This window comes from Prevotella sp. oral taxon 313, from assembly GCF_003043935.1.
Classification (GTDB): Bacteria; Bacteroidota; Bacteroidia; order Bacteroidales; family Bacteroidaceae; genus Prevotella; species Prevotella jejuni.
The window spans coordinates 77474-95893 of the sequence record NZ_PYXE01000002.1 but is presented as its reverse complement, the minus strand read 5'-3'; the positions used below and the strand labels follow the sequence as shown (position 1 = coordinate 95893).

Genomic DNA, 18420 nt, shown 5'->3' with positions numbered 1-18420 from the left:
TAAATAACATAAAAACTTGTCTGTTTCATTCCTTATCTATAATCTTTTCGTTAACTTTGTAGGCATGAAACGATTGATTAACTGGAAAGAATTTGTTGTGCTCTTCATAGTTATCGGGTGCATATACTATCTCACAAGGTCATGGTTTATTACTGGTGGAGTCCTTGCTATCCTACTGTTGATAGATGGTTTATTGCGTCAGTACGACCATAAAAAGCGAGGTGAGAAACATGCTGAAGATATTAAGAATAAGCTTGAGGAGCAAGACGATTAATTTTAGACATGTGGTTTTGTAGCTTAATCATTCTAAAGCTATAAAATCATAGAGGTCATTATGTAGAAGGAGAACGAGACAATACGAGTCGTTCTGCAATTAGCCTACATATACAAAATGGATTATGGAGCAACTATTAGAACTATATACGAATTGGAAGGGTAGTAGACCCTCAAATGTAGAAAAGTTGGCTGGCGCAGGTAGCAACCGTGAGTATTATCGATTGTTTGATGAAGATGGTAATGCTGTTATTGGTGTTATAGGAACAAGCCGAGATGAAAATCATGCCTTCATCTATCTTGCCAAGCATTTTGAAAAGCGGCGTTTACCTGTACCACACCTATTGGCTGTTTCTGCAGATGAACTTTGTTATCTACAAACAGACCTTGGAAACATGTCGCTCTTCGATGCGATACGGGGTGGGCGAGAGGCTGGAGGACGCTATAATCTTGCTGAACAAAAACTGTTACGCAATGCTATAAGAGAATTGCCAAATATTCAATTGCGTGGCGCAAGAGGGTTAGATTTCTCTAATTGTTACCCACAACCAGAATTCAATCAGGAGAGTGTACTCTTTGATTTGAACTATTTTAAGTATTGCTTCCTTAAAGCAACTGAGCTCGACTTCCATGAATTAAAGCTTGAAGCAAACTTCCGTATGTTTGCGAAAGACCTGACTTCGGAGAAAATGGACTCCTTTCTCTATCGTGATTTCCAAGCTCGTAATATAATGTTAGACAAGGAGGGAAGCCCCTATTTCATAGACTTTCAAGGTGGAAGAAAAGGACCTTTCTATTATGACCTTGCGTCATTTCTGTGGCAGGCAAGCGCAAAGTACTCTTTTAAACTGCGTCGTGAATTGGTGTTTGAATACTATCAAAGCCTTAAGAATTATACGGAGGTTCCTTCTAAACGCCATTTTGTCAATCGATTGTCGTTGTTTGTTCTCTTCCGTACGTTACAGGTCTTAGGTGCATACGGGTTCCGTGGATATTTTGAAAGGAAGAAACATTTCATTGATTCTATCCCTCCTGCGATACAAAATTTACGTGATCTCTTGGCCTTAGGAGATGATGTTTTTCCTTATCCTTACATGATGGATATGTTGAAGCGACTGACATTATTGCCACAGTTTGCGCATATAGAGAAGCCTGCGGCCAATAGGACTGATGGCTTGAAAACAGCAGAGAAAGATGTTTATAAGGCTAATCCATTAGATGGTCCTGCCACATTCTCTAAATATGATGGTAAGGGTCCGCTGGTAGTGCGCGTGTTTAGTTTCTCTTTTAAGAAGGGTATTCCTGAAGATACATCTGGTAATGGAGGCGGTTATGTGTTCGACTGTAGAAGTACTCATAATCCTGGTCGATACGAGCCATATAAGAAGATTACGGGATTAGACGAACCTGTCATTCGCTTCCTTGAGGATGATGGAGAAATACTCGACTTCTTGAAGCCTGTTTATAAGCTTGCTGACCATCATGTAGAGCGCTATATGCAACGTGGATTCACCGACTTGATGTTTTCTTTTGGTTGTACAGGTGGACAGCACCGCTCTGTTTATAGCGCACAGCATCTTGCTGAACATCTTAATGAGAAATATGGGATAGAAGTACACATAACGCACAGAGAACAAGGTATCGAGCAGACTCTAAAAGCTAAATAATACTTAGGAGCTTTATAGGGTAGGTGGTTTTAGATAATAGAATAAGCATAGGGACGTATAGTTCGTGAGTATTTAACAGGCCATTTGGCAACTCACTGTCTATACGTCCCTATATTTATTAACGCTTATTCTTGCTCAGAAAGATTGCAATATATTCTATATTATTTCCTTTAACTCTTCAGGCACCGCTATAGAGTCACAATGCAAATGGTCTAATTTGTCTAAACCATGCTTTGTGATATGGAATCTTTGGCAGCGACCATCCTCCGAACAAGCACGTCGGCGAATAAGTGAAGCCTGCTCTAATGAGGCTATCACCTTTGAAGTATTAGAGCGTGTCAAACCCATCTCTTCGGCTATCTCGCCTGCCAACATAGGTTTTTCGCTCTCTGAGAGTAGACATAACAACATCGCTTCATTGATGTTCAAGCCTATTTGCTGTTGTAGTCTACTTTCAAAAGAGGTGATGACACGAAATATTTCACGAATCTTACTGATGCAATGATTATCCATTATTGGTCTTTACTTCAATAAGACAGACTTAATAACCTCCTCAAACTGAGCCTTATTCATAGCTCCTGTCTGCATTGATGGCTCGCCAGTCTTAGGGATGAAGAGTATTGATGGGATTGAACGAATGCCGAAAAGGCTTGCCAATTCGCGCTGTTTGTCTACATCAACTTTATATACATCAATCTGGCCTGCATAGTCACCAGCAATCTCTTCAAGGATAGGAGCCGTTGCTTTGCAAGGACCACACCATGTTGCATAAAAGTCTATAATAGCAGGCTTATCACCTTTAAAGTTCCATGTCTTAGGATTACTCTTAAAATCCATAACCTTCTGTTGGAACATCTCTGAGTTCATTTCTGTTACAGTCATCTTTGTTTCCTTTCCTTCATTTTGATTAGTTACTCCTGTTTGCTCTGTAGTCATTGCACTGTTATCCTGTTTTTTAGGATTGTTATCTGCCTTGCAAGCAGTCAGTGTTAATGCCATGATAGCCACTACAAGTGTTGCTGTACGTTTCATTATATGTGTAATCTTTATTTTACCGAAGTCTTTTTGTTACTCGGTTTGTTATTGTTCATTTTGCTTTCCTTAGGAAAACGTTGCAAAGGTAAGTATTATTTTACTATCTACCAAATTTCCAATGGAAAATTATTCATGATGTTTCAATTTTATCTCATCCGACCTTTTAGTTGCATTTTCATACGTTTTATATTGCTTTTAAGTAAGTTCTCTGGGCGAGAAGATTGTTTTCTCTTACATTTACCAGTATCTCTCTTAAAATAGTTCGGTACTTACTCCTTATTACGAAACAATCAGTAGAACGATGAAAAATCATGACATAATGCAAAGGTGTACATCTTCACGGTAAAAGTGTAGTGTCTGTAATAATTAAGCTTATAACATACAATAAATCAATATGTTATAAGTATGGCCGAAGAAGATGCCTTTCTTGCTTCAAGAAGGGCGTCTTCTGTCTTCAAGAAGGGCATGTTCTTGAACGCAGATAAGCCTCTTCTACACACTTCTCTCAGCCCTTTTCAATAGGAAGTGGACAGTGTGTCCTAAAATATCTTTACACTTTCTTTCTGTATTTATGCCGTTGCTTCTCCTTTTTCAATAGTCTTATAGGGGTGACTACACATTTTACTACGTTCTTCATTACGTCTCTTTGGTCATTGCCAGTTAGTTCATGAAAGGGGAAGGCTGCTTTTGAAGGAGTAACCTCATAAACAACCTTATTTCTCCTAAGTAGGAAGAACGAAGCCTACTTGGTTGATTGAGTCTTTTTGCTTTATCTTTTATGTGTTTAAAACAAAGCTGAATTTTCAAAATGAAATTTGCTGTCACTGCTGTCATCTGATATTAGCTGTTAACTAATTGATTTATAGTATGTTTACATGAAATGTTAAAATTGACAGCAAAACAAAATTAAAATTATTTGTATAATAGCGTCTGTTGGTAATTACTGATAGTATCCTTGAATTTTAGTTTTTCTGTTTATGAATTTGAATTTATATGTTTTTTGATTACCTTTGCCAAAGAGTAATAGACTTTCAAATGACAGATTCCAACAGAGCTATAAATCAAATTTATGCTTATTGAGTATAAGCAGGGGTATTGTGAAAGAGCGTTTGAGGGAGTGGGGAGATTCTTCATATACTTGTCTCATAGCTTTTAGTTCTGTTGGTAAAAATTTCTTTGAGCTGTAATTACGTACATAATATAATTAAATGTGTATCTACACTTTAAGAGTTGAGTACTTATACGTTGAAAAAAAAGTTAATGCAATAAATTAAAACACGAAATCATGAAAAGGTTTGTCCTGTTCTTTGCTTGCCTTGCAAGTTTCTCCTTAGTAGCAGCACAGGAAGTGCTTAATTGGAAAGATAACGAGATTGTCTCACCAGTAGTGAATGATGACAATTCTATTACTATCAGTCTTTTTGCTCCAAATGCTGAGAAGGTAGAGCTGACTGGCAATTTCTTATATGCTGGGAAAGATACTCCAGATAAGTATGCGGATGGAGATTGGCGCCCACAGTTGATGAATAAAGATGCGAACGGACGATGGACACTGACAACTCCACCCTTGAAACCAGAGTTCTACAGTTATAATTTGATAGTTGATGGTGTAAAGATTACGGATCCAAAGAATATATATACAGTGCGTGACATTGGTAATAGATACAGTGTAGTACTTGTTGGCGGTGGTGTAGATGGGTTATATGCTGTAAAGAATGTGCCCCATGGAACTGTTAGAAAGGTATGGTATGATAGTCCAACGGCTGGTCTTCAACGTCGTATGACTGTCTATACGCCAGCTGGTTACGAAACGAGCAAGCGAAGCTATCCTGTTCTTTATCTGCTTCATGGCATGGGAGGCGATGAAGATGCATGGGATGAGTTAGGACGTGCCACACAGATTTTGGACAACCTTATCGCTGAAGGAAAAGCAGAACCAATGGTAGTAGTAATGCCAAATGGTAATATTTCGCAGGAAGCAGCTCCGGGTGAGGGATCTAAAGGACTTGTAGTAGCTACAACGCAGTATCCAAAAACAATGGATGGAAACTTTGAAAAAGCCTTTCCTGATATTATACAGTTTGTAGAAAAGACCTATCGTGTGAAGAAGGATAAGGCAAACAGAGCGATTGCAGGACTGTCTATGGGTGGCTTTCATTCGCTTTATATTGCTTTAAATAATCCAAACTCCTTTAATTATATTGGTTTGTTCTCTTCTGCAGTCAATCGAATGGCGAAGGATGGCGATACGCTTTCTTATATATATAAGAATATTGACGAGAAGTTTAAGACGCTGTGTAAGAAATCTCCTAAGCTTATATGGATTGGTATTGGTAAGGACGATTTTCTCTCAAAGGATGATGATAGTCTCCGTGCAGCATTGGATAAAGAATCTTATAAATACTCTTATCTTAAGACGAAAGGCGGACATACTTGGCGAAACTGGAGAGAGTATCTGGCTAATTTTGTACAAAAGATTTTCAAGTAAGAAGTCTCGATAAAGCTTTCAGTTCATTTCCTACATACGTTTTGCTGCCTGTTATACGTTGTGTTGACTCTTTGTAGCGTTACTTTCAATTGGTTATTTCTTCGAAGAGAAACGTTCGTAAGCTGCAAGGGAAAGATAGTTGAGATTTAAAAGATTGTGCAATATAGTATAAAGACTATGTCGGTCAATAGGATAGAATATCGTCAAATACGGAAATGTATCTTGTTAGTTGTGCTGGTTTGGCTTATATATTTGGTTTACAGCATAGTTGCTGTTTATTACGATAATAAGTCACTTGAGATCGGACCTATAAAGTCATACGAAATCGTATCTAAGCATAGTGGAGCTGTAAATATTACCTCTTATATTATAGTACGATATATGGGACAGGATTACACCGTCACTGTAAGTAGAAAAGATATTAATGAAAACAAGCTATATAAGCCTTTGTATTATAATAAATGGACTGATATACTGTTTTATGATATAAGAGATGATATATTTGTTAGAGCTGGATTCCTCTCTATAGGTTTACTTTCAATCATCTGCATGTATCATTATATAAAAGGTTATCATGGTGGGAAGCAATGAAACCTTTTCTTCAGTACGCCCCTTATCCTTGTAATAAAGGTTATATGCGACGATGCGTTTATACAAACAAATAGGATTATGAAACTAAAAGGTCTTCTTGAGAAAGATACTTTATGGTACTTCTTAGCTGTAGCAGGACTATTTCTATTGTTATATTTGAGAAGAAATTTTATAATAGATACATACATCTATGCGCTCTCTTTGAATACTCCTATATTCATATTGTCCTATATGCTGCTTAAAAGAATTGATGCTTTGCGTTATTATCTTCATGCAACAGGATGTATATTCTTTGTAGTATGGTTTAGTTTCTACGCATTAAATGTGGCGAGAAGCAAAAGTGTAGGGGGACATTTAACTGAATATATTGGCGTTGAGCACTATACTCCTATAGGAAGAGAAAGCAGGTCAAGTAGTAGCGGTATTCGATGTAAGTATAAAGGGGAGTTTATACAACTTTCGGCAACACCAACATCAGAAGAGCTTTATAGAATATATGGTGACTCTGTTGTTAATCACTTAAAAGTTCGATTAGTAGTTAAAGAAACCTTGCCCCATGTGTATTACATAGATAAGGTGTTGATAACCAGCTCAAAATGATGATTTACAATAGGATTGTTAGAAATCAAATAGAGGAATACCCTTAGTGGATATTCCTCTAAATCTTATAGAAATTGGCTTAAATACCAAGCTTTTTACTTCTTTAATTGCTTCTTAAGGAGTTCTGGTATTTCACTTGTCTCACGTGCAACAGGTACACCTACGGCCTCAAAAGCTGCTATCTTCTCGCTTGCAGAACCTGAGCCACTTGAGATGATAGCACCAGCGTGTCCCATCTGCTTACCCGGAGGAGCTTGCTGACCAGAGATGAATACAGCAACAGGTTTGGTAACGTTCTCCTTAATAAACTTAGCAGCACGCTCTTCAGCATCACCACCAATCTCTCCAATGAGCGCTATACTGTCTGTCTCTGGGTCGTCTTGGAACATACGAAGAAGCTCCTCAAAATAAAGTCCAACGACTGGGTCACCACCAACACCGACTGCTGTGGATTGTCCCAAACCAGCTTGTGTGAGGTTATAAACAACCTCGTAGGTAAGTGTACCACTACGACTGATAACACCAGTATGTCCCTTCTTGAAGATATTAGTTGGCATAATACCAGCCATACTCTCCTCTGGAGAAATAAGACCAGGACAGTTAGGACCAATTACCTTGACTCCCTTAATCTTAGCATAACGCTGTGCTGCAACAGCATCAAGCGTTGGCACGCCCTCAGTGATACAAATGACGAGGCTTACACCACCATCAATCGCTTCAAGCATAGCATCTTTTGCGAATGGGGCTGGGACGAAGATAATAGATGCGTTGGCTCCTGTTGCTGCAACAGCATCCTTAACTGTGTTGAATACAGGAATGCCACATACTTCCTGACCAGCCTTGCCAGGAGACGTTCCACCAACCACGTTGGTGCCATACTCCTTCATCTTTGAAGCGTGGAAACTACCATCACGACCTGTAATGCCCTGTACGATTAACTTTGTATCTTTATTAATTAGAATACTCATAACTCTTGTGTTTTAAAGTTTTTTGCTTAGTTCTACAGCCTTATGTCCTGCATCTGCCATGCTTGTACCGACAGTGAAGTGAGTTCCCTCAAGGATGGCTCTACCTTCTGCTTCGTTAGTTCCAGTCAAGCGGATGACAATAGGGATGTCTGTCTCAATAACCTTGAAGGCCTCCAAGAGTCCGTTAGCAACATCATCACAACGGGTAATACCACCGAAGATGTTGATTAACACAACCTTTACATGCTTATCACTCAAGAGAAGTTTCATAGCTTCAACAATCTTCTCTGGGTTAGAACTACCACCAATATCGAGGAAATTGGCTGGTTCACCACCATATAACTTGATCATATCCATGGTTGCCATAGCAAGACCAGCTCCGTTAACCATACAACCAATGCTTCCACCAAGGTTCACATAGCTAAATCCCTTGTCTTTTGCTTCACGTTCCTTGCGTTCTTCCTCTGTAGGCTCGAATAATTCAGCAACATCTGGATGACGGAAGAGAGCATTGTCGTCAAAGGTCATCTTGGCATCGATAGCCTTCAAAGAACCATCTTTCAACATTACTAATGGGTTGATCTCTGCCAGTGAAGCGTCCTTCTCTGTAAAGAGTTTATAAATATTCTTGAAGATTGGTACGGCCTGTTTAACCTGTGCCATGTCATCGAAAAGCTTGAAAGCAGCCTCACGTGCAAGATAGTCGCTCATACCAACAACTGGGTCAATGACAATCTTCTCAATCTTTTCTGGTGTCTCCTTTGCTACTTGCTCAATATCCATACCACCAGCACGACTAAGCATTAACATAGGACACTTTGACTTGCGATCAACAAGGATACTCATGTAGTACTCTGAAGCAATGTCAACAGCTTCGCTGACAAGCACTCTGTCTACAATGAATCCCTTGATATCCATACCCAAGATAGCTTCTGCATGTTGGCGAATCTCGGCCTCGTTGCTACCAAGTTTAACACCACCAGCTTTGCCACGTCCACCCGTGTGAACCTGAGCTTTCACCACGGCTTTCTCAACACCTAATTGCTTGTAGGCTTCAACAGCTTCATCAGGAGTACGGCAAATAATGTTGCGATCTACTGGAAGCCCATAACTTGCAAAGAATTTCTTTGCTTGGTATTCATGTACCTTCATAAGATTTAGTTTTGAATTATAAACTATATGTTAATTGTTTAGGGTTCTTTTTGTTTAATAATCCTTCGCTTCACGCTCGCCTCGGAGTACTGCTAAGGCATTCTCCGTCAATGCCTGCATCTCATCTTGGCCTGGATAAACATAAATAGGTGCAAGGAACGAAAGGCGTTGCTTGAGTCGTTCGATGATATAATCAGACTTTGCCATACCACCAGTAAGCAGAATGGCATCTATGTTGCCGCATAACACCGCTCCTTCTGCAGCTATATTCTTAGCAATATGCCATATCATAGCTGATACAACAAGTTCAGCATGCTTGTCACCAGCATTGATCCAATTAATAATCTCACGTAGGTCATTTGTTCCAAGGTGAGAAATAAGACCTGCATGGCCACTGACTTTCTTCAATAACTGTTCTTCTGTGTATTTTCCACTGAAGCAGAGATGAATTAAGTCGGCTGCAGGAAGAGTTCCAGCACGCTCTGGTGAGAATGGTCCTTCACCGTCTAACGCATTGTTCGCATCAATTGCCCTGCCATGTGAATGGGCTGCGATAGAGATTCCTCCACCTAAGTGACATATAATAAGGTTTAACTTATTGTATGATGTTCCCATATCTTTTGCAAAGCGTCGGCCTATTGCTTTCTGGTTTAAAGCATGCCAAATACACATACGTGGCATGAGAGGAGAACCAGACAGACGTGCTTCTGGTTCCATTTCATCCACTACACCAGGGTCAGCAATAAAACTCTTACAGTTAGGAATATCTCGTGCTATTTCGTCTGCAATCATACAACCAAGATCACAAGCATGTTGATGAATAGCTCGTTGTTGGTCTATTATCATTTGCTTTGTGATAGTGAACACACCACTTGACACTGGTTTTGCAAGTCCACCTCGTCCTATAACGGCATCAAAGTCTAAAGGTATATTTCTTTTCTTTAATTCTTCAATAACGACCTGCTTGCGAAAATGATATTGGTCGGATATGCGCTTGAATTTGCTTAGCTCTTCTCTTGAGTGCGCAATGTCTGCAACAAAGACGGGCTGATCGTCATTTGCAAGCGATATCTTGGTTGATGTCGATCCTGGGTTGATAGCTAAAATCTTGTAAGCCATAATGTTTTATATGTATACCTTATATATAATGTATATAGACTATCTGGAGATAAGACTCGCAAGGGCGAGACTATAGTATTTAGATTCAATAGTATCACCACGACTTGGGAGCACTACTGGTGCCATAGTTCCTTGAAGAATAGCAGCAGTCTCGGCATGACAGAATAGTGTTATCGTCTTATAAAACAGATTGCCTGCCTCTATATCAGGGAAAATCAAAGCATCGGCTTCGCCATTTATGGGGGAGTTTATCTGCTTAATCTTCATAGCTTCAACTGAACAAGATGTTATTAAGTCTAATGGGCCATCTATTGTACACTTACCAAAAACTCCTGCTTCAGCTTCTTCTTTTAGTGCTCTATATGAAAGAGTATATGGGAAATGGCGCTCGTCTACCTTCTCTGAGCAATGGATAAGGGCTACTTTTGGACATTCTATCTCAAAGGCATGACAGAAATCTACAATATATTTTACCTGTGCTCTGCGTTGCTTATCATTTGGAGAAGGGATAACAGCAGCATCTGTAAAGAAAAGTAGTTTATGATACTCTGGTAACTTTGCAGCAGTAATATGCGTTAAGACCGTATCTTTTGGTAGGATTCCTACTTCTTTATCAAGTATAGCACGTAAGAGGACATCGGTATTAAGGAAACCTTTCATAATGATGTCAGCATCACCTTTCCTCACTACTTCAACTGCTTTTCGTGCTGCATCCTCTGGTGATTCAGCAAGAATTGATTGAAAGGAGTTCTTCTTAGCATAGTTTTCCATAGTTTGTTTAGAGCATACTAATATAGGCTCTATGAAACCATCGTGTACAGCTTTACACACAGCTTCTTGTGTATGGTTCTCTTCTGGCCATACAACTACTGTTCGTTTACAAATCTTTCTTTCATTAAGAAGATGAATTAGCTGTTTAAAGTCATGGATAATTTTTCTTTCTCCAGGCATAGTTAATCGATTTTCAGTTATAGATTTATATTGTGACAAAGATAATACTTTGTTTTGATATACGGTCGATATTTAAAGAAAAAAACATGAGAAAATTCTTTTTTTTGTATTGGTTGGTGTATATTTGCAAATGAATTAGAGATTTGTATATGAAACGTTTGTACTTTATAATACTTTTAAGTACCTTATTTACAGTTGCGACAGCACAACGTGTAACACGTACTTATATCCCTCATGGTGCTTTCTTCTATAATAGCCAATGGCAGGGAGTACCCAATGCTAATAATGCTTCATATTATAGAGTTTTAGCGCTCGATGATAAAGGACAGAAGATGTTTTATGACTATTACATTACTGGACAATTACAAGCCGAGAAGCATTATATAAGTATTAACCGACAAAATGATAAATACACAATATTGAACGGTGTTTGTCGGACTTTCCATAAGTCGGGTAGGGTAGAATCTGTCTTGCAATATAAGAATGGAAAAGCTAATGGTCGAGCGCTCTCCTTCTTTCCTAATGGTAATATAGGAATGAAATTGTCTTATCGTAATGGTCTACTTGACGGCCCATGTTATACTTATACAGAAGGTGGCCGATTAGAATATACAACCATTTGGCGTAATGGTACTAAGGTAAATGAGATCAAAGGTGGTAAGGATCATTATATTAATAAAAACACAAACGAAGATGAATTCTGTGAACATTATCGTCATGACGAGGCATTGCTAATGGCACAGTCTAAAAGTATTAGTAAAGCGAGAGGAAATAATGACAAGCAAAAGATTGTAGAGGTTAAGGATACAAAAACGACCAAAGAGAATCTTACACGGGATTATAAAGGTTCTCAGATAGTACAAGGTACAGCAACTACAGATGATGTTAAATCTTCAAAGGGCACAAAGAAAGAAGCTTCTACAAATTCAACAAAAGAAGATCGTTACGTTGCTAATATAAAGTATCCTGATAGTTCAGCTGAGAAAACAGAACCTGTTAAAGTAGAGAAGAGTTCAAAAAGAAATTCTACACAGGTAAGAATGTTTAACTTTTCATACCTCCTTAGCATGTTGAGTAATGATAATGAGAGGGTTAAAAGTTTAGATGTCTTGACTGATATTAGTCGTAAATTCCAACTCAATACTTCACAAATTATTGATGGGTTTGGTGCACAAAAGGAATTCATCTTCCATCATAACATGTCTTATGATGTACAAAACAGCAATGATAAGATTACGGGTAACAATCCAAGACAGATTGGTTATTTTGGTACAGCCTTAGGGAAAATGCTAACGATAGAGCGCATTAATATTTTTACATGGTCGGAAGAAGAAATGTATCATATTGCCCAAGAAGCTATCAATGCCGGATATAAGCCACTTGGTGGATTAGATTATCAATCAACGAATGGTAATTTTGTACTTGAGCCTAAGGCTAACTCAACAAACTACGGTGAACATGAAGTCGTTGTTACCTTTACTCATCAGCCAAATCTCTATGCTGGATTATATCACATTCAGATGGATATAAGATAGAATAGAAGTTTTTTAGTTTATTAAAATAAATATTTATAGACTTCAGCTAACTATTTACTTTTTTTTAGTATATTTGCAGGATAAATTATATTTTCTACTAAAAGAGAACGAGAAGACTCATAAAATAAGGTGAGTAATTACCTATAAACAATTAAATGTGATTATGAAAATATTTGATAAGCTACTAAATTGGTATCTTTCGCGAAATGCCTTGCCATATTGGGTCATATTGGCTATTGACATTGTTATCTGTTATCTGTCAGGTATCTTTGTGTTTTGGATGTTTTTTCATGGTGCGGTTTCTCCTCAGCATATTGTATTATTATCCAAAACAATCTTCATGTACATGATCTTTAACCTTATTGGTTTCAGAATTTTCCGTACATATTCAGGTATCATTCGCTACTCCTCTTTTGTTGATTTACAGCGAGTAGTATTAGCAATGTTATTGTCTCTTGCGGTTGCGGAGGTAATGCATTATGTTGTCTATCATTGGAATCTTGAGTTTGTTCGTTTACAAGGTAGACAAATTGCAGCAATGTATCTTGTTGCAACAATAGGTATGATGGCTTTCCGTATCATAACGAAATCACTTTATGATGTGCTGTTTAACACTGATAAAGGTGTTCGTACGCTTATCTATGGTGTGAAGGATGGTGGTGTTGGATTAGCAAAAAGCATAAGAACAGATAAGCCATGCAAATTCCTTCTGAAAGGTTTTATAGCTCATGACCCATCCATTAGTGGTCGAATACTTATGGGGCAGAAGATATATCTGGTTGATGATAATCTTGCTGAGCGCATTAAAGCATTGAAAATAAAGGCTGTTTTAGTTTCTCCATTACAGAACGCACGTTTCCGTAATGATACGAAATTACAAGATATCCTATTGAATCTTGGAGTTCAGATCTTTATGAGTCATGCTGAAAAAGAGTGGTCTAAAGACGATGATTACACGAAGGTACAGCTTAAGGAGATAAGTATTGAAGACTTATTACCACGTGATCAAATCAATGTAGACATGGATTCCATTGGTAATCTCTTACGTAATAAGAAGATTATGATTACTGGTTCTGCTGGTAGTATTGGCTCGGAGATGGTACGTCAGATTGCTATATATAAGCCTGCTGAGCTTATTCTTATTGACCAAGCAGAGACTCCCCAGCATAATATTCGCTTAATGATGCAGTTTGAATGGCCTGATATTAAGGCTCATACTATTGTTGCGAGTATTTCTAACTATGACCGTATGGAGGAGATATTCAAGACATATAAGCCTGACTATGTATTTCATGCTGCAGCATATAAGCATGTACCTATGATGGAAAATAATCCATCAGAAAGTGTGCAGAACAATATATGGGGAACGAAAGTTATTGCTGACCTCAGTGTAAAGTATGGTGTTAAGAAATTTGTCATGGTCTCAACAGATAAGGCAGTTAACCCAACAAACGTAATGGGTTGTTCTAAACGTATCTGTGAAATCTATTGTCAAAGTCTTAATAAAATGATTAATGACCAGGCTAACGGTAAACCTGCAACACAATTTGTAACTACTCGTTTTGGTAATGTATTAGGTTCAAATGGATCTGTAATACCTTTATTTGAAAAGCAGATTAAAGCTGGCGGACCTGTTACTGTTACTGATCCAAATATTATTCGTTTCTTTATGCTTATTCCAGAAGCATGTAAATTAGTGCTCGAAGCAGGTACACATGGAGGTGGAGGAGAGATTTTTGTCTTCGATATGGGTAAGCCTGTCAAGATTGCTGACCTTGCCAAGCGAATGATAAAGCTTTCTGGTGCTAAGAATATTGATATCGAATACACGGGCTTACGTGCTGGTGAGAAACTATATGAAGAAGTATTAAGTACAACGGAAAATACTCTCCCAAGCTTCCATGAGAAGATCCGTATAGCGGAAGTTCGTGAGTATGACTACAATGAGGTAAACAAGCAAATTGAAGCATTAATTGCTTTAAGTCATACTTACGATAATATGGCAATTGTTGAGAAGATGAAGGAGATCGTTCCAGAGTATGTAAGTAATAATAGTAAATATTCTGTCCTCGATAAATAATTCGATTTATGACCAATATTCAGTCTGCTTCTATTTCTAATTTCTTAAAACTCTTAAGGAGCGAATTATGGCAAACCCCTTTGGAACTAACTCTAAGTCATTTAGAGTTTCTTTCCATTTACGAGTTAGCTTCTAAGCAGGCTGTATTGGGCATAATTGCTAATAGTTTAATTAGAAATAATGTTTCTTTAGAGCGAGAAGATGTTATGAAGGTCTTAGCAATCCAAAGTAGGATTGCTATTGCAAATAAGACTCTTAATTCAGAACTACATTTATTATGTAAATTATTTATAGATAATAGCATAAACTCTATAATCGTTAAGGGTCAAACGGTTGGTAAGTATTATCCAAATCCCCTTACCCGTACACCAGGAGATATTGATTTTTATTGTGATAAAAGAAATCTTCCTAAGGTTATAACTGCAATGGCAAACACATGGGGGATACATACAGAAGGAAAACCAACGGAACAACACTACGAGTTAGTTCACAACTCTATTATTTTAGAGCTGCATCATTGCTTGATGAGATTTGCAAGTGATAAATCACAAAAGATATGGGATGATATCTTTCGTTCAGTTTCTCCTACATATGTTGAAGTAGATGGGTGTTTAGTTCCTACGTTAGAACCAACTTTAAATGTGCTGTATACTTTCCTACATCTTTATCATCATCTAATTGAGTTGGGAGTAGGATTACGTCAGTTCTCTGATGTCGCCATTCTTTTGAAGAGTTATTATGGTGTTATTGATAAGCAGAAATTTCTTAATTGGTTAGATGCATTAGATTTTAGAAAAGCTTTTGAAGTAGTACAGTTAATATTGGTAAATGTTTTAGGGATGGATGAGAAGTATATACTTTTACCGCTACCTTCTGATAGCGAGTCTCTAAAAGGAATGGATCAATTTATGGATATTGTATGGTTCGGTGGTAACTTTGGTTTTCACGGGCATAATAGAAAATTCAAGTTTAAGGCCCAATATTTCCTTGTTACTACTTATAGAAAATTACAGCTTTATTATCGGTTTTATCGCTTTTCGCCTCGTGAAATAAAAGCTTCTATCTTTTCTTCAATTCCACGTAAAGCTCTCATGGCATTTAGAGGTGACTTGAAAGGTATCTAAGTAAGGATAATTCTGATTATTAATATAAATTTTAAATACGCATCTAAGTAATAAAGAGATATTATTTAAGATATAGTCTATACGGAGAAGTTAGAATAATAATAATCGAAAAGTAAAGCGGAATAGCTATGCAATATGCGAACACCAAAGGAGAATAGTGTTTATCTCCAATGGTGTTCGGTACTTAAAAAAATAAAGGGGCAATTGTTCTTTTGTTGTATAAGAGGTGATAGTATATCCGACTAATATTGTATTTCTTTCTATCTCACTTACTTCAGAATAAAAGGAAATCGATATTACTTTTGTAAAGTCTTATTTTTTGAATAAGAGAGTTTTACCATTACTGGATAATGATCAGATATATTACGCCGTGACTTACCGAGCCAATAGCTGTTGGTAAAGATGGCGTAATGCGGAACATCAAAATCTCTTGTAACAAAAATGTGGTCAATACGAGATTTACTACGGCTATCCTGTATAAAATCATTCCATGTTCCTGTGGGTGCCATACGCTGTTGAGCGTTGGTATAACAGTCGTGTAGTATTCCAGAGTTAGAGAATATCTGATAGATCTCATCTGTTTGATCAACATTAAAGTCACCCGTTAGAATGGTAGGGAGACCCTTTGCCAGTTGACTAATGCGTTTCAGAATTAGTTGTGCACTCTCTCTCCGTGCTACAACACCCACGTGGTCCATGTGAGTATTGAAGAAAAAGAACTTCTTGCCAGATGTTTTATCTTGAAATTCTCCCCATGTACAAATACGAATACAAGCTGCATCCCATCCTAATGAGGAGTGTTCAGGAGTTGAAGAAAGCCAGAAATTACCACTGTCTAATAGTCTGAGTTGATCTTTCTTATAAAAGATTGCTGCATATTCTCCCTTCTCCTTTCCATCTTCTCGTCCTATACCGATATAGTCATAACCATTCAGTCCTTTGCTTAAGTCATGTAGTTGATCTACAAGAACCTCCTGAGTACCGAATATTTCTGGCTGTTCAAAATTAATGAAATCGCATAATGGTGGACAGCGTAGTGCCCATGCGTTCCCCTCATGTTCATCATTAGGATTATTGTAACGGATGTTATATGTGCCCACATAGAGTTGTTGAGCATAAAAACTACTGCTTAGTAGTAATGCAAGGATTAGTGTTGTCAGTTGTTTATACATGATTTAAGTCCATTGATATTCAGTTGATTATATTGTAAACTAAGGATGCCTTTTATTTACAATATACTTTCTAATTTACAAAAGTACACAATGTTTTCTATATTCCATCATATTACCTCTTCTTTTATTTAGACAATTCGACATCCTTTAAGCTTAATCTTAAAGCAAGTAGGATTATGTTAGCTAAAACTAAATTGGACTTTAAGTTTAATTTGACTTGTATCATCATTGCGTAATTTCTGTAATTACAACATCCTTTAATGGAACCCGTGTCAAAATAAAAATATATTACATATAAACGAGTTAAAAGCATTCAATAAAAGAGTATAAATCACCTTAGAATGAATCATGTAACCATCAATAAATCAAGATGTTACCTATAGCATTGTTAAAGACGCCCTTCTTGCGCCAAGAGAGGCGTTTTCAACACGCAAGAAGGGCATGTTCTGCAAGCTAAATAGGCCTCTTTTATAAGCTTAAAGACCATGTGTAAGAGGTTAGAAGGGCGAAAAATGTTTACATTAAGACCAGAAATTGGTTTCATGAGCAGTTTCTATTTGTATTAATAAGCCTGTGTTGTTCTAATTAGAAAACAAGCTTTGTCCTAATGACATAATGAAAAGATGAACCTTTAAGTAGCCTTCTTTTAAGCATGTTTGCAGATAAACTGTCATCTATTCAAACACATCTATCGTAGAAAAGATAACAGTTATCGTTGGTTTTGTCACTTTTGCCTTGATGAATGAATAGTATTAAAGTCAACTAAACGCAAAAGACTGGAACTCATAGTAGGTCCCAGTCTTTTATTTTTTAATCCTTTCAAGGGAATATACAAGAGACAGAATAACACCAAAAGATAAATTTGTTTTTGATACTACTTTGTCAACGTAATTCTACTCCATTCTAATTGTACCATCTTCGTTCGTCTTCATGTGTGGTTTAGACTCTATTTTAGGCTGTGATTGGGGTTTTGGCTTAGTGATAGGAGTAGGGTTGTGTCGTAGAACGGGCTTAGCCTTAACATTCTTCGCTGTTGTTGAGCGTTGTACAACAGGAGCCCTCCTTATAATTTGCCGAACAGTCACATTCTTCTTTACTGGTACAAATTTACTCTTGTGTATACCCGTGAAATAAGTTCCGTCAGGTCCTTTCGTCACCCACTCATAGAGCGTACCTCGTGGAATTGTAGTGGTATCTTCGATACATAAACCATCTACATAACGTGCGCGTTCGATAATCTTCTGCCCATACTGATCGTACACATAGGTCATTCCCTGTAGCTTTCCTTTCTCGTAGTTCTCGATGTAGTCGAGTCGAGGAGTCTCACCGGGAAAACTTGTCTTTTTATACATATAGAGCTTACCCTGCTTCTCTCCTTTGACATAACTCACGATACTTGCGATATTACCATATCTATCGTAATACTTTACCTGTCCGTCTCGTAGGCCTTCCTTATAGTCTTCTTCCAGTAACAAGCGGCCATCTTCCATATAACTAACACAATGCCCTTCAAGCAAGCCTGTCTTTTTATTTTTATAAGAAATCGACTTTATTTGTCCATTGTCGTAGGTCTCTACAGTCTTCTTTACCTGTGCGTTACATGCTAAAGGTAGTGCGATTAGTGAAATTAGAAGGATTTTAATCATTCTCATATATATTTGTGTT

The 18420-nt window shown here is 37.6% G+C and carries 15 protein-coding genes; 7 read left to right on the top strand and 8 right to left on the bottom strand.

Going from position 1 to position 18420, the window contains the following annotated elements; translation table 11 throughout:
* Positions 1-64 precede the first annotated feature (64 nt).
* Together AXF23_RS14525 and AXF23_RS14520 are read left to right on the top strand one after the other, a co-directional pair.
* A complete protein-coding gene (locus tag AXF23_RS14525; RefSeq protein ID WP_107626171.1) occupies positions 65-274 on the top strand; it encodes a hypothetical protein in 210 nt (69 codons plus the stop codon).
* 124 nt (positions 275-398) lie between these two features.
* On the top strand, positions 399-1940 hold the full coding sequence (locus tag AXF23_RS14520; protein ID WP_107625970.1) for a RapZ C-terminal domain-containing protein: 1542 nt from the start codon (positions 399-401) through the stop codon (positions 1938-1940).
* 156 nt (positions 1941-2096) lie between these two features.
* Here the strand turns inward: AXF23_RS14520 and AXF23_RS14515 are convergent, their stop codons facing one another.
* Positions 2097-2453, bottom strand: a complete 357-nt coding sequence (locus AXF23_RS14515) for a MarR family winged helix-turn-helix transcriptional regulator (protein WP_089365994.1) — start codon at positions 2451-2453, stop codon at positions 2097-2099.
* A 9-nt stretch (positions 2454-2462) separates the two neighbouring features.
* The gene (trxA, locus tag AXF23_RS14510; protein WP_009011186.1) at positions 2463-2972 is read right to left on the bottom strand and encodes a thioredoxin; all 510 of its coding nucleotides are present in this window, start codon (positions 2970-2972) and stop codon (positions 2463-2465) included.
* Between the two features lie 1288 nt (positions 2973-4260).
* Between trxA and AXF23_RS14505 the strand changes: the two genes are divergently transcribed.
* Both AXF23_RS14505 and AXF23_RS14495 read left to right on the top strand, forming a co-directional pair.
* Positions 4261-5463, top strand: a complete 1203-nt coding sequence (locus AXF23_RS14505; protein ID WP_107625969.1) for an esterase — start codon at positions 4261-4263, stop codon at positions 5461-5463.
* Between the two features lie 669 nt (positions 5464-6132).
* Positions 6133-6654, top strand: coding sequence for a hypothetical protein (locus AXF23_RS14495; protein ID WP_107625967.1), 522 nt, complete (start codon positions 6133-6135; stop codon positions 6652-6654).
* A gap of 95 nt (positions 6655-6749) precedes the next feature.
* Here AXF23_RS14495 and sucD read toward each other — a convergent pair whose 3' ends face one another.
* From sucD to AXF23_RS14475, 4 genes are read right to left on the bottom strand one after another with little or no spacing between them, the layout of a single operon-like run.
* Positions 6750-7622 (bottom strand): succinate--CoA ligase subunit alpha, encoded by an 873-nt coding sequence (sucD, locus tag AXF23_RS14490; RefSeq protein WP_107625966.1) that lies wholly within the window; start codon positions 7620-7622, stop codon positions 6750-6752.
* Between the two features lie 12 nt (positions 7623-7634).
* Complete coding sequence (sucC, locus tag AXF23_RS14485; protein ID WP_089365990.1) at positions 7635-8774, bottom strand: ADP-forming succinate--CoA ligase subunit beta; 1140 nt, start codon at positions 8772-8774, stop codon at positions 7635-7637.
* A gap of 54 nt (positions 8775-8828) precedes the next feature.
* Positions 8829-9893: a butyrate kinase gene (buk, locus tag AXF23_RS14480; protein WP_089365989.1), complete on the bottom strand. Its 1065-nt coding sequence runs from the start codon at positions 9891-9893 to the stop codon at positions 8829-8831.
* A gap of 39 nt (positions 9894-9932) precedes the next feature.
* Positions 9933-10844: a phosphate acyltransferase gene (locus tag AXF23_RS14475; RefSeq protein ID WP_009011179.1), complete on the bottom strand. Its 912-nt coding sequence runs from the start codon at positions 10842-10844 to the stop codon at positions 9933-9935.
* Between the two features lie 149 nt (positions 10845-10993).
* Here AXF23_RS14475 and AXF23_RS14470 point away from each other — a divergent pair, with 149 nt between their 5' ends.
* The 3 genes from AXF23_RS14470 (at position 10994) to AXF23_RS14460 (ending at position 15583) form a co-directional block, all read left to right on the top strand.
* The gene (locus tag AXF23_RS14470; protein WP_107625965.1) at positions 10994-12379 is read left to right on the top strand and encodes a toxin-antitoxin system YwqK family antitoxin; all 1386 of its coding nucleotides are present in this window, start codon (positions 10994-10996) and stop codon (positions 12377-12379) included.
* A 163-nt stretch (positions 12380-12542) separates the two neighbouring features.
* Complete coding sequence (locus AXF23_RS14465) at positions 12543-14459, top strand: polysaccharide biosynthesis protein (RefSeq protein WP_107625964.1); 1917 nt, start codon at positions 12543-12545, stop codon at positions 14457-14459.
* An 8-nt stretch (positions 14460-14467) separates the two neighbouring features.
* Positions 14468-15583 (top strand): nucleotidyltransferase domain-containing protein, encoded by a 1116-nt coding sequence (locus AXF23_RS14460; RefSeq protein ID WP_107625963.1) that lies wholly within the window; start codon positions 14468-14470, stop codon positions 15581-15583.
* Between the two features lie 296 nt (positions 15584-15879).
* Here AXF23_RS14460 and AXF23_RS14455 read toward each other — a convergent pair whose 3' ends face one another.
* The gene (locus AXF23_RS14455; RefSeq protein ID WP_107625962.1) at positions 15880-16755 is read right to left on the bottom strand and encodes an endonuclease/exonuclease/phosphatase family protein; all 876 of its coding nucleotides are present in this window, start codon (positions 16753-16755) and stop codon (positions 15880-15882) included.
* A gap of 893 nt (positions 16756-17648) precedes the next feature.
* Positions 17649-18407 (bottom strand): toxin-antitoxin system YwqK family antitoxin, encoded by a 759-nt coding sequence (locus tag AXF23_RS14450; protein WP_107625961.1) that lies wholly within the window; start codon positions 18405-18407, stop codon positions 17649-17651.
* Positions 18408-18420: the final 13 nt, after the last annotated feature.

Bases quoted from the DNA above. Each gene is read 5' to 3' on its own strand.
- AXF23_RS14450 (WP_107625961.1), bottom strand. From the start codon at position 18,407: ATGAGAATGATTAAAATCCTTCTAATTTCACTAATCGCACTACCTTTA.
- AXF23_RS14520 (WP_107625970.1), top strand. From the start codon at position 399: ATGGAGCAACTATTAGAACTATATACGAATTGGAAGGGTAGTAGACCC.
- AXF23_RS14460 (WP_107625963.1), top strand. From the start codon at position 14,468: ATGACCAATATTCAGTCTGCTTCTATTTCTAATTTCTTAAAACTCTTA.
- trxA (WP_009011186.1), bottom strand. From the start codon at position 2,972: ATGAAACGTACAGCAACACTTGTAGTGGCTATCATGGCATTAACACTG.
- sucC (WP_089365990.1), bottom strand. From the start codon at position 8,774: ATGAAGGTACATGAATACCAAGCAAAGAAATTCTTTGCAAGTTATGGG.
- buk (WP_089365989.1), bottom strand. From the start codon at position 9,893: ATGGCTTACAAGATTTTAGCTATCAACCCAGGATCGACATCAACCAAG.
- AXF23_RS14455 (WP_107625962.1), bottom strand. From the start codon at position 16,755: ATGTATAAACAACTGACAACACTAATCCTTGCATTACTACTAAGCAGT.
- AXF23_RS14525 (WP_107626171.1), top strand. From the start codon at position 65: ATGAAACGATTGATTAACTGGAAAGAATTTGTTGTGCTCTTCATAGTT.
- AXF23_RS14515 (WP_089365994.1), bottom strand. From the start codon at position 2,453: ATGGATAATCATTGCATCAGTAAGATTCGTGAAATATTTCGTGTCATC.
- AXF23_RS14475 (WP_009011179.1), bottom strand. From the start codon at position 10,844: ATGCCTGGAGAAAGAAAAATTATCCATGACTTTAAACAGCTAATTCAT.
- AXF23_RS14505 (WP_107625969.1), top strand. From the start codon at position 4,261: ATGAAAAGGTTTGTCCTGTTCTTTGCTTGCCTTGCAAGTTTCTCCTTA.
- AXF23_RS14495 (WP_107625967.1), top strand. From the start codon at position 6,133: ATGAAACTAAAAGGTCTTCTTGAGAAAGATACTTTATGGTACTTCTTA.
- AXF23_RS14470 (WP_107625965.1), top strand. From the start codon at position 10,994: ATGAAACGTTTGTACTTTATAATACTTTTAAGTACCTTATTTACAGTT.
- AXF23_RS14465 (WP_107625964.1), top strand. From the start codon at position 12,543: ATGAAAATATTTGATAAGCTACTAAATTGGTATCTTTCGCGAAATGCC.
- sucD (WP_107625966.1), bottom strand. From the start codon at position 7,622: ATGAGTATTCTAATTAATAAAGATACAAAGTTAATCGTACAGGGCATT.